At 60.3% G+C, this 13777-nt stretch carries 8 protein-coding genes and 1 pseudogene; 2 read left to right on the forward strand and 7 right to left on the reverse strand.

Annotated elements, in window-relative coordinates:
* From cas5c to GZ093_RS06215, 5 genes and pseudogenes are all read right to left on the reverse strand, one after another.
* Positions 1–714 carry a type I-C CRISPR-associated protein Cas5c gene (gene cas5c / locus GZ093_RS06195; protein WP_296483548.1) on the reverse strand — a complete coding sequence of 238 codons (714 nt, stop codon included), beginning with the start codon at positions 712–714 and terminating at the stop codon, positions 1–3.
* Positions 707–3190, reverse strand: a complete 2484-nt coding sequence (gene cas3 / locus GZ093_RS06200; RefSeq protein WP_296483551.1) for a CRISPR-associated helicase Cas3' — start codon at positions 3188–3190, stop codon at positions 707–709. Before cas3 ends, cas5c begins: the two co-directional genes overlap by 8 nt.
* Before the next feature lie 70 nt (positions 3191–3260).
* A complete protein-coding gene (locus GZ093_RS06205; protein ID WP_296483554.1) occupies positions 3261–4241 on the reverse strand; it encodes a YafY family protein in 981 nt (326 codons plus the stop codon).
* Positions 4242–4306: 65 nt separating this feature from the next.
* A pseudogene (locus tag GZ093_RS06210) lies at positions 4307–6190 on the reverse strand (carboxyl transferase domain-containing protein); the annotation flags it as partial.
* Position 6191: 1 nt separating this feature from the next.
* Positions 6192–7853, reverse strand: coding sequence for an AMP-binding protein (locus GZ093_RS06215; protein ID WP_296483557.1), 1662 nt, complete (start codon positions 7851–7853; stop codon positions 6192–6194).
* Between the two features lie 110 nt (positions 7854–7963).
* Here GZ093_RS06215 and GZ093_RS06220 point away from each other — a divergent pair, with 110 nt between their 5' ends.
* A complete protein-coding gene (locus tag GZ093_RS06220; protein ID WP_296483559.1) occupies positions 7964–8665 on the forward strand; it encodes a TetR/AcrR family transcriptional regulator in 702 nt (233 codons plus the stop codon).
* A 38-nt stretch (positions 8666–8703) separates the two neighbouring features.
* Here GZ093_RS06220 and GZ093_RS06225 read toward each other — a convergent pair whose 3' ends face one another.
* Entirely contained in the window at positions 8704–10155 is a 1452-nt protein-coding gene (locus GZ093_RS06225) for a diguanylate cyclase (protein ID WP_296483562.1), read from the reverse strand.
* A gap of 298 nt (positions 10156–10453) precedes the next feature.
* The gene (locus GZ093_RS06230; RefSeq protein ID WP_296483565.1) at positions 10454–11998 is read right to left on the reverse strand and encodes an aldehyde dehydrogenase family protein; all 1545 of its coding nucleotides are present in this window, start codon (positions 11996–11998) and stop codon (positions 10454–10456) included.
* A 361-nt stretch (positions 11999–12359) separates the two neighbouring features.
* Between GZ093_RS06230 and GZ093_RS06235 the strand changes: the two genes are divergently transcribed.
* Positions 12360–13777, forward strand: a 1418-nt coding sequence (locus GZ093_RS06235) for a PAS domain-containing protein (RefSeq protein ID WP_296483568.1), incomplete at its 3' end; no start/stop codon positions are given.

A 13777-nucleotide genomic window follows, 5' to 3' on the forward strand; every position in this document is an offset into this window, starting at 1 on the left:
TCAATCCTCCAATTCAGATGCTTCGGCTTCGACGTTTTTCATATTTTTTGTGCCGAATTTTTTAACACCCATATCCCGAACAAATTTGCGAACAGTGATGTCCTCTGGGCGTGCAAAGCGGATACGACCATCGATCATGATTGGTCGCCAAAAGCGCGCATGCAGCTGTTTGTCCCCAGTTTCATCAGGGTAGTCAAACCCGTGAAACGTCAGACCAAACGCCAGTTCCCCGTCACTGTCATAGGCACCTACTTCTTCCCCATAAACACAAGGTTCGACGTAGCCCTGGCAATCGCGTGTACCGAGAAAAACGTCCTGCCGTCCGCCTCGCTCCAACATGCGTCTGGCGATGGTGAGGTGCTTACCTTCAATTCGATCGTCCGCCAATTCCGGCCGATGCAAATTCCACTCAAAATGAGCGCCAACCTGGTATTCCACGTCTACCAAAAAGGTGTAAATCGCCAAGGTGTTTCCACCTCCGAAATCCAGCGGCTTGGTTCCCTTCGTCTGCGTGCGAACACGCTTCATCACGCGCACTTCGTCAATCACCCAGATGAACGTGGGCTTCCAGTAAATCGACTTGGCAATGCCTTTGAGTGCCTCGTAAGTAGGGATGTGGTACGAACACTTTTCCCCACCAATTCTGCTCAGTGGATCGGTGAACAAGGCGTGCCGCGCCGACACCTTAAATTCAATGCTGTTTCGGTTAGCCATAAAGAACCTCCATATTTCCTTCAGGTGTTGTTGAAAGACCAAACTCCTCGCTGTAGTAGCGGGAATCAATCAAAAACAAAATTCCGGTTTCTTTCCGAACTTCTTGCACAACCCCAGCTTTTTGCAGTGTCTCAAGAACGTTCGGGAATACATTCACACTGAACTGTTGGGCCTGACGCAACAGTTCAAACTCCTTCGCCGGCATGTATGCGCCGCATAAATCAGCAATCAGGTCTTTGCCCGCCTGACCATAAGGAACAATCACCCCGCGTGTCGGTGCATCGATCGCCTTGAAAGCCTTGGCTGCAGACATGAAAGATTGCCGCAGGTAAATATTGGGTGCCTGACCCTTGGTTCTGCAGTGCTCTGCCGTAGCGTGCGTATTGACGGCCAGCAGATTAAGCAGTGAGTCTTTATGCCCGACTACCTTCTCTGAAACTGGATAAACCATTTCACCGGCTCTTGCAAAAAAGTAGTTCTGGTAATACCAGTCCAAGGTTTTTAACCCAATCAGGTTATTGCCAAATTTTGCTGGGTTGGCCTCATAGTCACTGAACACACGGTCAGCCTTGTCACGGCCGATACTGATGTCCGGCAGCATGCTCAGGTTTTCGTCTTGTGGATTGACGACATGAACAATCCCCAACGCTGATCGACCATTGCGATTGCACCGCCCCGATGCCTGGGCTATGGAGTCCAAACCTGCCATGAACCGAATGACCGCACCAAAGTCCACATCCACACCCGCTTCAATCAGTTGGGTGCTGACGAGTAGCGTTTGCTCCTGCTTTTCAAGACGAATCCGTACTTCAGCTAGTATGGACTTGCGATGTGCAGGGCACATATTTGTGCTCAGGTGGTAGACCGGAATGGTTGCATGCTTCTTGCAAAGCCGGTAGATGGTTTGCGCCGAATTCTTGGTATTGACAATGACCAGGCAACTGTTCGCCCTCAGCGTTTCCTCTTGTGCCAGTAGTGCAATTTCCTCCATCGTCCAACCGCCGGGTTTACGACGGTTCTTGACCTCGACCCGCTTCAAGTCATCAAACAATTTCTTAATATCCGGCATAAGTTCATTGCCATCAGGAATGCGAATAGCGCCCTTGTCTGCATCGACCTTATTTAGCAGTGGCTGAGTAGCTGTACACAGCACAACGGTGCTGCCGCACTGCTCAACCAGAAAATTGATGGCGTTGTTGAAAAGATGAACACAGTTGATAGGCAGAGTCTGGATTTCATCGAAGATCAGCACCGCGTTGGCCAGTTGGTGCATGCGCCGTGCCCCCCGCGTACCAGAACCGAACAAAGTTTCCAAAAACTGAACGCTGGTCGTATAAACGATAGGCGCATCCCAGTTTTCAGAAAGTATTTTCCCGCGCCAAGTCTGCTGCTCAGGGGTCAGATTGGAGTGATGCTCAAGGAGCACCGTGCCCGGTGTCACACCTTGGGGCTCAAGAATGCTTCGGACCACTTCTGCGTTTTGATCAATGATCGATGTGAAAGGGATGACGTAGATCACGCGATCCATTGCGTGTTTGTGCGCATGATGCAGAGCGAAGCGCAGGCTCGCCAGTGTTTTTCCGCCGCCAGTTGGCACGGTCAATGTATAGATGCCTTTGGAACGTGATGCGCCATCCAGACAATGGCGCGAGATGTCTTGGCGTAGATCGTCGATTGGTAGCTTGGGCTCAAAGGCCGCCAGATGCCTTTCCAAACGAACGATTAATGCGTCCCATGCTGCGTAGCTGCCACGCATTCGCAGCTTGGCATGCTTTGGACTCTCAAAGTCAGCCGTATCTATGCGGTCTGCGTCAATTAAACAACTGAACAAGAAGCGAACAAGCAGTCCAATATGCTGCTGAGAAACAATGCCTTTATCATTTTTCTCAGGTGCCGCACGGACAACTTTGCCGATTGCAGCGCTCACCCCTCCAATCATTGATGGTTGGGTGATGAGTTCGCGCATGCGCGACACGATGGCTTCATCGGCTGCGGCGCGCGCTTCAATCAAATGAGTTCGGTCGTCCAGTTTGCTCATGCGTTTGGTGAACGAATCTTCGCCCAGGCTATTCAAGTCAGAGGTCAGGCAATCAATCAGCCCAGAGTGATGGGAGGCGATGCACAAGGCCAGTACCTGCCCGACGATCTGGCCGATTTGTCCCAATTGTGAAAGCTCGCGCCAGACCAATTGAGCCCCAGCAGTGGAGTGATCCACCTTGCCCTTGAGTCCCTTGGCATTGACAAAATCTTCGTCTTCATCGGGATTGAGCAATTCAACCGCAGATTTCAGATAGTTCTGGAACTCTTCGCTGTATTTGCCTAGATCGTGCAGCAAGCCCATTAGTTCACCCTGCTCGGCCAGACCGATCTTTCGAGCAAAATCTCTGGCCAGCATCGATACACCGATCAAGTGATCTGGCAGCCACTGGATGGAGCCATCCGCTTCCCGGACGTGGGCGATAGGTTTTAGCCTCATTGGGTTTTGTTAAGCATTGGGGGAAGCTTACATGCGCTGAGGGTCACCACATGACCCACTCTCCCACGACTCAAAAATATTTTTCACCCATCTTTTTCACCTCATCCCCCACCACCTGGCGCAGGCTGGTGGGGCCCAGCACTTCGCAGTGCGCGCCGTGTTTGAGGATGTCCATGATCAGCTCGCGGTGGTCGGTGTAGGGGATGCGCAGCAGGTAGCCACCGTCGGCTTGGTGCTTGCCGTCTTGCTGCGGATGCCACTGCTCTTGCGCCACCCAGCGGGCGCGCTCGGGCGTGAAGCGCAAGCGTGCCCAGCGCAGGGTGCCGCTGGAAAAAATGCCGTAGCCGGAGCCGAAAGTGGCATCAAGTTTGGCGTCGCTGACGTCGCGTGCCGGGCGGTCCAACAGTTGAACTTCGGCCATGGCATCGAGGGCAAAGTTGCGCAGACCTTGGCGCAAGTGACACCATGCGTCCAGATACCAGTTGCCCCGGTAGTGCACCAGGCGCAGGGGCGACACCTCACGCGCGCTGGCTTCGCCGGTCCCTCGGGCGCAGTAGGCAATGTGCAGCCGCTTGCGCTGCGCCAGGGCGGTGGCCACGCGCTCAAAGTGACGCGGAGTGACACTGCGGTGCGCCAGGCCGATGATGCGCACGCGGCGGCGCAGTTGGGTGGCGTCTTCGTTGCCTTCGTGCCCCAACAGTGTGTTGAGACGGTCAATGAATGGGGCGATGTGGGTATTGAGCAAGCCGCCTGTATCCAGCCCCGACAACAAATGTTGCACGGTCAGCAGGGCATGAATTTCAGTGGCCGAGAACCACAGCCCCGGCAACTCGTGGGGGATGCCACTTTCGCCATCGGCTTTTTCAAGGCTGTAGCCGCCGAGCTCGCGGCTGTAGGCGATGGGGTTGTTCAGTCGGGTGCTGAGGTAACTCAGGTCACGTTTGAGCGTGGAGCGCGAGACTTCAAGTGCTGTCTGTAGTGTGGCAAAGCTGACAACCGTCTGGCGACGCAGCAGCCCCAAGATCATGTAGAAACGTTCGGTCCGATCCATTGCAGCTCCCTGTGTGACAGGGTGCATTATGAAATCGAAACCGGTGCCCGCCCAATCGAGTTGGCCTACCAGGCGTCAATGGCCAACCCGCTTGCCTGCGGCAGTTCACGCTGCATCTGCAAGCCCCGCACCAGCCAGGCGCGGGTTTGCGCCGGGTCAATCACGGCGTCAATCTCCAGCGTGGCGGCCATGTGGATGGCGCTGCCGTTGTGGTACTGTTTGGCCAGCAGTTGCTGGAACAAGGCCTCGCGCTGCGGCCCTTCAGGCAACGCCTGCAGTTCCTTGCGGTAGCCCAGTCGCACGGCGCCCTCCAAGCCCATGGCGCCAAATTCGCCACTCGGCCAGGCCACGGTCATTAGGGGCGAGTGAAAGCCGCCGGCCGTCATGGCCATGGCACCCAGGCCGTAGCCCTTGCGCAGCATCACGCTGAAAAACGGCACGCGCAAATGCGCTGCCGCAATAAACATGCGGCTCACATGGCGCACCTGCGCCTGGGCTTCCATGTCCGGCCCGACCATGAAGCCGGGTGTGTCCACCAGGCTGATCAGCGGCAAGCCGTGCGCGTTGCACAGTTGCATGAAGCGTGCTGCCTTGTCGGCCGCATTGGCGTCGATGGCGCCGCCCAGGTGCAGCGGGTTGTTGGCCAGGATGCCGACCGGGCGGCCCTCCAGGCGCGCCAACGCGGTGTGGAGCCCCAAGCCAAAGCCGCTGCGTAGAAACAACACGCTGCCCTCATCAGCCATGCCCGTGATCGCGGCGCGCGTGTCATAGACGCGCAAGCGGTTTTCCGGCACCACGTCACGCAGCGCCTGTACGTCCGGCGCCTGCCAGTTGCTGACCCGGCCCTGAAAGAACGACAGGTAATGCCGCGCCGCCGCCACCGCCGCCCTCTCGTCCGCCACCAGAATATCGATGACGCCATTGCCGTGTTGCACCCCGCTGGGGCCAATCTGTTCTGGCCTGAAAACCCCCAGGCCGCCGCCCTCGACCATGGCCGGGCCGCCCATGCCGATGTTGCTGTTGTCGGTGGCGATGATCACGTCACAGCAGCCCAGCAAGGCCGCATTGCCGGCAAAGCAGCGACCCGCCACGATGCCGACCACCGGCACCTGGCCATTCAGGCGCGCGAAGCTGGCAAAAGTGCCCACATGCAGCCCGGCCACGATCGGCATATCGACGTCGCCCGGGCGGCCGCCGCCGCCTTCGGCAAACAGCAGAACGGGCAGCTTTTGCTCCAGGGCCAGGCCCAGCATGCGGTCGGTCTTCTGGTGGTTGCGCAGGCCTTGCGTGCCGGCCAGCACGGTGGCGTCGTAGGCCATCACCACCGCGCGGCTGTGCTCGGGGCCAAACAGCGCCTGGTTGACGCTGCCGATGCCGGTCACCATGCCGTCGGCGGGGGTGTTCTGGATCAGGTCTTGTTCGGAGCGACGGCGGCTCTGGGCCGCCACGGCCATCGCGCCGTATTCGATGAAGGAGTCGGCATCACATAAATCGGCGATGTTTTCGCGCGCGCTGCGCTGACCCAGCGCGTGGCGCTTGGCGACAGCCTCGGGGCGGTTGGCATCGAGCGTGTGGGCCTGGCGATCAAGCACCCGTTGCAGGTCCGGGCGCGGCGCGGTGTTCCCTGCTGCTCCTGCGAGCGGGCGCGGGACGGGTGCCTCAGCGCGAACCGCCAACGAGGGCCGGGTGGTTTCCGGCGTCTTATATGACAAATCCGGCTCTAGCCCCCGTCCTGTCTGCTTGAGTAGCTCTATATTCAGGAGTAAATCAGCTTCTGCCACCAACTCGCCATTGGCAAAAAACAGCTCGCTCACGCGCCCGGCCTGGGGGGCGCGCAACTCGTGCTCCATCTTCATCGCTTCCAGAATGACCAGCAGGTCACCGGCCTGGACGCTGTCACCAGGCTGCACGTGCCACTGGACGATCTGGGCCTGCAGGGGGGAGCGAATTTCAGTCATGGGTTTGCTTTGTGGCGGGTGGCGTGAGGTCGGCGGATGGCGCCGGGTCTTTCAGCAGGCGGCGCAACACTTTGCCCGCGCCGGTGGTCGGCAGGGCGGTCATCAGCTGCACGTCGTGAGGTGCCTTGTAGGTGGCCATGTTGGCGCGCGACCAGGCCACAATCTCCGCGGCGCTGGCGTTCTGGCCCGGCTTCAGCACAACAAAGGCCTTCACCACTTCGCCCTTGTCGGGGTCGGGCACGCCAATCACGGCGGCCTGGGCAATGGCCGGGTGCTTGATCAAGATTGTTTCCACTTCTTCGGGGAACACGCTGTAGCCCGAGACCTTGATCATCTCCTTGAAGCGGCCGATGAAGGTCAGGTAGCCATCGGCGTCCAGCTTGCCCATGTCGCCGGTGTAAACCCAGCCGTCGCGCAGCGTCTGCGCCGTGGCCTCGGGCTTGTTCCAGTAGCCCTTGAAGACACCGGCGCTGCGCAGCACGATCTCGCCGACCTCGCCGCTGGCGCAGACACGGCCCGACTCGGCGTCCAGGATGCGGATCTCGTTGCCCGGAATCGCCTTGCCCTGCGTGCCCCAGCGGATTGCATCGTGCGGCATGTAGGTGTCCACCGTGTGGGTTTCGCTCAAGCCGTAGGCCGCTTCAAACGACTCGCAGTTCGGTGCCAGGGCCTGCCATTGCCGGGCCAGCGCCTCGGTCAAGGTGACGCCGAAGCTGGTCACCGGGTTCATGCGCAAGCTCGACAAATCGAACTCCCTGGCAGTGGGCACCTGCATGGCAAACACATTCATCGGCGCAATGCTGTACCACCAGGTCACGCGGTGGCGGTCGATCGCCTGCAGCACCGCCAGCGGGTCAAAACGGTACATCAACACGGTGGTCGCTCCCGTGAACATCGTGACGTTGATGCCCATCACCATGCCGGCGATGTGATACAGCGGCGCAATTGCCAGCAACACATCATCGTGGCTGACGCCATTGCAGTTGGCCGCCGCGGCCGATTTGTACAAGGCGTTGCCATAAGTCAGCATGGCCCCCTTGGGCAAGCCGGTGGTGCCCGAGGTGTAGGTCATCAGCGCGACGTCGTCCATGGCCAGCGCCACCGGCGGCGGCGTGGCCGTGCCCTGGGTGGCCGCCATGAAGTCTTCCACATCGGCCGGCAGTTGCTGGGGCTGGGCTTTTATCGCCAGCAATTCAGCGGGGACGGTCACGCTCGGCTGCTCGGGCAGCAAGTCGGCATAGCGCACGGCAAACACATGGGTCAGTGCGGTCTGGCTGCGCACCTGCGCCACCACCGGCAGCAGGTTGTCGGCGGCGATGATCACGCGCGCCTGCAAGTCGCCCAGTTGGTAGAGCAACTCGTGCTCCTTGTTGAGCGGCCCGCACGGGCAGACGATGGCGCCGAGTTTCTGGATGGCGTAATGCGCCATCACGTACTGCGGGCAATTGTTCAGGAACAGCGCCACCGGGTCGCCTTTTTTGACCCCCAGCGCCGCCAGTCGGGCCGCAAAGGCATCACTGGCGCGATCGAGCTCGGCGTAGCTGATGCCGTGGCCGTACCACAGGTAAGCGGCTTTGTCGGGTTGCGTCCTGGCCTGAGCACGCAGGTAGTCGTGTAGGGGTCTGTTGATGGGGGGCGCTGGAACTGTTGGCATGGTGACACTTTCGTGGTTAAGTGAGGCATCTGTCAATCGCCTGCATGTCAATATATACCCGTTGGTAGGATGCTCCTACCTCTTGGTATAACTTAGGTGACAATTAGCCTATGGTCCGCTCCCGTACTTCATCTTCCGCCATCTCGCCCAAGCGCCGTCAGCAGAGCGCCACGCCCGGCACCGACGCCAAGCGCGAGCGCATCCTCCAAGTCGCCGAGCGCCTGTTCGCCGCCCAGGGTTACGCCCATACCACGCTGGCGCAGGTGGCCTGCGAGCTGGGGGTCAGCAAGCCATTTGTGTATTACTATTTTCAAAACAAGCAGGAGATTTTTGAGACCCTGTCCTGGCGCGCGGCCGTGGCGTGTTTCACGACCATGGACTTCTGCCCTGATGACACGCGCCCAGCGCATGTCAAGGTCACCGAAGGGTTGGATCGCCTGATCCGCGCCACCATTGCCCACTACCCGGCGGCATTTTTTGGCTACCGCGAACCCCAGGTCTATCGCCCTGAGTACCTGGCGGCACAGAAGCAATTGGCCAATCATTTTTATGATCGCTTATGTCCCCTGCTCGAGCAGGGTCGGCGCGACGGCAAGTTTGACTTCAACGAGACGCGCATTACCGCGCTGGCGGCATGCAGTCTGCCCGGCTTTCTCTATGCCTGGTACCGCCCCGACGGTCGCCTGAACGCTGACGCCATGGCAAGAGAACTCACCCAGTTGGCGTGGCGCGTTATTGGTCTGATCGATAACGAAAGTTTTTCGGTTAAAACTGCCAACCCCCAGCGCCAAGATGCCGCCGATGTCGGCTAGATTGACAGCGGACACTGAGTTTCTCTGATGACAGCCGTTCAAGACTGGACTTTTGCCCCATAGAACCGTACCGCATTGCGGCCCGCCTCCTTGGCCCAGTACATTGCCGCATCGGCCCATTTCAGGATGTCATTTTGACTCGCCTCATGGTTGATGAACACCACCACGCCGATGCTTGCGGAGCAACGATGCTCGACCGTCGTCTCTGCCTGCCCCCCATGGCTGAAAGTCAGCCAGTAGGGCTCGGATAAACTGACGCGAATCTTTTCAGCCACCATCTGCGCTTGCGCTGTCGATGCCGCTTCGTCCACTTTCAATTCGCCGAGCACCACCACAAACTCATCACCGCCAAAACGGGCCACGGTGTCCATCTCGCGCACGCAAGCCGTCAAACGCCGGGCCACCTCCGTCAACAGTAAATCTCCCGCCATGTGCCCATGCGTGTCATTGAGCGATTTGAAGCTATCCAGATCAAGCATCATCACTGCACCATGGCATGTACTGCGCTTGCTGGCGACCATGACTTGGTTCAATCGATCATGGAGCAAACGCCGGTTGGGCAAGCGGGTAAGCGGATCGTAGAAGGCCAATCTGCGCACTTCGGCTTCCAGACGCACGCGCTCGGTACTTTCCCGCGTGGTGCCGTGGTATCCGGTGATCGTTCCTTGCGCATCGCGCTCGGGCCTGGCAAGAACTTCGCCCCAGAGCAACCTGCCGTCTTTGCAGCGATGTTGTACTGAAAAGGTCCGGTAGCCTTCCCTTACGCTTATTTCTTCAGGCTCTATCTCATTGTGCAAAATTGCCTTCACCGTAGCCATGCCTTCATCGGTCAACATGTCAAAAACGTGGCGCCCCAGCATTTCGTCGGCCGAGTAGCCTCGAAGGCGCTCGTCAGCCGGACTGATATAGGTGATGCAAAGGTTGCGGTCGGTCTTCCAGACAACATCCAAGGTTTCTTCTGTCAGCAGGCGGTAGAGTGCCTCACTGTCGTGAAGCTCTTTGGTACGCGCCTCAATCACCGCTTCAAGTGCGCTGTTTCGCTCCTGCAGGCCCTTCAGTGGATAGACCTCACCGTCCTGCACCAGGTGGTAGGGAATCGAGATGCCACTGTGCACAATTTTCCAGTCCTCTGACTCCAGACGAAAAATCAGGACCAGTCGCGCCACTTCCCTCGACAAAACATGTTCTGGGCCGGGCAAGTGAATGTGAAAGAAGGCAGTGGCGACGACCACGTCAGCGCTGATGTCCTGCAGCAAGAGGTCCACCATCTCGATGCGGATACGACCCGTCACCTGCGCGAAGTCCTGTCGCGTAATTTTGACCCACTCGGCGCGGTCCCTGACCAGGAAACTTCCGCCGCCGGTGTAGCCGCTGAAGTTGTCGCTGAATCGGGTTGTTAGGCGATCATCACGCGAGGCGTACTGCTCAATGTACTCGTCAAATAACGCCCGAATCCTGGACTCGCGTTCGTGGGGCAAGGGATTCGTCATCAGTGAAAATATTCGAGGTTTGTCTCTTGACAATATGCGAGGCCTCTAGAGCCTCATTCATTTGGGCAATCACGACCCGTGTGACTGTACACCCTGCCTCGAAAGCCGACCAGCATTCACAGTCACGTTCGCGCGAGAAAACAGCAATTTTCCCAACAAAGTCGCTGAAATCCTGTACCTAACCAGACGCGTCCGTCAACTTCGATTGCGAGTGGAAAAGTCTCCTGCCGCTGCCTTGCGGTCGGCCGGACAAGGCGCGTTGCTGACCCTGGCGGACATCAATTTCAGCAGTGACCAATCAAATATCGAAGCGCACGCCCTGTGCCAGCGGCAACTCGCCGGAGTAATTGATGGTGTTGGTGGCGCGGCGCATGTAGCCCTTCCAGGCGTCGGAGCCCGATTCACGGCCACCGCCGGTTTCCTTCTCGCCGCCAAAGGCGCCGCCAATCTCGGCGCCCGAGGTGCCCAGGTTGACGTTGGCAATGCCGCAGTCGGAACCGGCCACCGACATGAAGGTCTCGGCCTCGCGCAGGTCGGTGGTGAAAATCGCCGACGACAAGCCTTGCGGCACGTCGTTGTTCAAGTCAATCGCCTGCGCCAGCGTCTGGTACTTGAGCACGTAGAGAATGGGCGCAAAGGTTTCGTGGCGCACCAGATCGGTTTGCGCGGGCATCTCCACCAGCGCGGCGCTGACGTAGAAGGCGTTCGGGTACTGCTGCATCAGCACACGCTCGCCACCCGTCACCTGACCACCTTCAAGTCGGGCCTGGGCCAGCGCCGCCTGCATCGCCGCAAAGGCGGCTTGGTCGATCAGCGGGCCGAGCAAAGTGCCTTCGTCTTGCGGCGCGCCGATCTTGAAGCTGGCGTAAGCGCCTTGAAGCCGCCCCAGCAGGGCGTCGTACACCGCCTCATGCACGACCAAGCGGCGCGCCGAGGTGCAGCGCTGGCCAGCGGTGCCCGCGGCCGCAAACGCCACGGCGCGCACCGCCAGGTCCAGGTCGGCGGAGGGTGTCACGATGATGGCGTTATTGCCGCCGAGCTCCAGCAGGCAGCGGCCAAAGCGCGCGGCCACCCGCTGGCCGACGGCGCGGCCCATGCCGGTGCTACCGGTGGCGGAGATCAGGGCCAGGCGCGGATGCTCCACCAGCGCCTGGCCCACATCGGCCAAGCCCAGCACCACCTGTGACAGGTCACGCGTCAGATCAGACTCGCCAAAGCGCTGGCAGGCGCGCTCAAACAGCGCCTGCACCGCCAGCGCGCACAGCGGCGCTTTTTCGGACGGCTTCCACAGCACCGCGTCGCCACACACCAGCGCCAGCGCCGCGTTCCAGGCCCACACCGCCACCGGAAAATTGAAGGCCGTGATGACGCCGACCACGCCCAGCGGTTGCCAGGTTTCCATCATGCGGTGGCCGGGGCGCTCGCTGGCGATGGTCAGGCCGTGCAGCTGGCGCGACAGGCCGACGGCAAAGTCGCAGATGTCGATCATCTCCTGCACCTCGCCCAGGCCCTCGGCGCTGACCTTGCCGACCTCAAGCGTCACCAACTCGGCCAGCGCCTGCTTGTGCGCGCGCAGCTCGTCACCGAGCAGGCGCACCAGTTCGCCGCGCCGGGGCGCAGGCACCAGACGCCAGCGCAGGTAGGCGGCGTGGGCGCGCTCGGCGGCAGCGTCGGCCTGCGCGGGCGTCATGCGCGGCACCTCGGCAATGACAGCGCCGTCAATCGGGGAGCAGCAGCGCAGGAAAGCGGCTGGGCCGGGGCCGTCGGGGGCATGGCTGAGCAGGCTGACGCCATTGGCGAGCAGGGGGATGTTCAAACGCTGTAACAAGGCTTGTGCGGGCATGCAAACTCCAAATAAAGGCCGACATGACAGCCGGGCGCGGGGCCCCGGCGGATGTGGGCATTGTCGATGAGAAGTGCTCCCGCCGAGCGCCTCCGACCATGACCGAAGCCTCAATTTCAGGCGCCATCGCAGCCAGGTCCTGACGCTCACCGCCGAGCCTTGTTTGCGCCCGTGCTGGATCTCTTATTACTATCGTATAAGTAGCTTGTCAGGCTTATACCATAAGGGCTGGCGGCTGTTTTGGCATAAATTCAAGGTGTGGCAGGGCGCCCGCCGGAAGGGGTCGCCTGGCGCAGCTTGAGCTGGCCCGCCAGGAACGTTCGTTCAGGTACCATCAAAGCCGATGCAGTCCCGCAATCACTTGAATTCCTCATTCCCGTCTGCCAATGCCGAGCAGCCGTTGCGCCCGCGCGCCGACATAGCGCTGCAACCACCTGATGGCCGCTTGCCGGCGTACAGCGGCGAGCTATCGCCGCAAGCGCTGCAGGCGACCATTCAAGAACTGCGCGTGTCCCAGAATGCGCTGGAGTTGCAGAACGACGAACTGCGCCGCACGCGCGATGAACTGGCTGCCTCGCAGCTGACTCTTTCCGACTTTGACGATCTCGCGCCGGTCGGTCATTGCACCGTCAGCGCAGCGGGTCTGATCCTGCAGGCCAACCTCACCGCCGCCGCGCTGCTGGGGCTGCCCCGGCGCGCGTTGCTGCGCCAGCCCATCACCCGTTTCATTGGCGCACCAGACCAGGCCATTTATTTCCGGCTGGGTCAACAGGTGGCCGACACCGGGGCGCCTCAGGTGTGCGAGCTGCGCTTGGCCAGGCGCGATGGCACGCTGTTCTGGGCGCTGATCCGAGCCATCACCATGGAGGAAGGCGGCGCCCGTGTGCAGCGGCTGGTGTTGAGCGACATCACGCAGCGCAAGCTGCTTGAGGCGACCCTGCGCGTCAGCGACAGTGCCCTTAAAGCCGTCTCACAAGGCGTGCTCATCACGACCCCTGACCAGTGCATCATTTCGGTCAATGACGCTTTCGTGTCTATTTCTGGCTACAGCCCATCGGAGACCCTGGGCCAGAATTGCCGCTTTCTGCAGGGGCCGTTGACTGATCCGCGCGCCGTCGATGCGATGCGCCTGGCCCTGAAGAACAGCGCGGAGTTCGCCGGTGAAATTCTGAACTACCGCAAAGACGGCAGCACGTTCTGGAACGAGCTGACCATCTCGCCCGTGCGCGATGAGCAGGGGCAGTTGGCGCATTTCATCGGCGTGACCCGCGATATCACCCAGCGCAAGCAGGCCGAAGAGGTGATGCGCATCGCCGCGATTGCCTTTGAATGCCAAGAGGCTCTGGTGGTGATGGATGTGGAGCAAAAATTCTTGCGGGTCAACCAGGCCTTCATCGACATGACCGGCTACTCGCAGCAGGAAGCCTTGGGGCAGACGCCCCGGCTGTTGCGGCCCGAGGGGCGCCACACCGCCGCGTTCTATGACAGTGTGTGGCGTGATATTCACAACACCGGCACTTGGCAGGGCGAGATGTGGCAGCGCCGCAAGAATGGCGAGGTCTACCCGGCAAGAGTTAGCACCACGGTGGTCACGGATGCGCAGGGTCGGCTCACGCATTACGTCGGCAGCCTGACCGACACCACCGCCAGTGCCTTGCAGGCCCATCAGCGTGAACAGGCCGAGGCTGTTCAGCGGACCGCCCTGGTGCGCGAAGTGCATCACCGCATCAAGAACAACCTGCAAGGCATCACCGGCTTGCTGCACCAGTCTGCCCGCCA

The organism is Rhodoferax sp. (genome assembly GCF_010365055.1).
In the GTDB taxonomy this organism is placed as follows: domain Bacteria; phylum Pseudomonadota; class Gammaproteobacteria; order Burkholderiales; family Burkholderiaceae_C; genus Rhodoferax.

Coding starts and splice junctions, on each gene's coding strand:
- cas5c (WP_296483548.1), bottom strand. CDS start 714: ATGGCTAACCGAAACAGCATTGAATTTAAGGTGTCGGCGCGGCACGCC.
- cas3 (WP_296483551.1), bottom strand. CDS start 3,190: ATGAGGCTAAAACCTATCGCCCACGTCCGGGAAGCGGATGGCTCCATC.
- GZ093_RS06205 (WP_296483554.1), bottom strand. CDS start 4,241: ATGGATCGGACCGAACGTTTCTACATGATCTTGGGGCTGCTGCGTCGC.
- GZ093_RS06215 (WP_296483557.1), bottom strand. CDS start 7,853: ATGCCAACAGTTCCAGCGCCCCCCATCAACAGACCCCTACACGACTAC.
- GZ093_RS06220 (WP_296483559.1), top strand. CDS start 7,964: ATGGTCCGCTCCCGTACTTCATCTTCCGCCATCTCGCCCAAGCGCCGT.
- GZ093_RS06225 (WP_296483562.1), bottom strand. CDS start 10,155: ATGACGAATCCCTTGCCCCACGAACGCGAGTCCAGGATTCGGGCGTTA.
- GZ093_RS06230 (WP_296483565.1), bottom strand. CDS start 11,998: ATGCCCGCACAAGCCTTGTTACAGCGTTTGAACATCCCCCTGCTCGCC.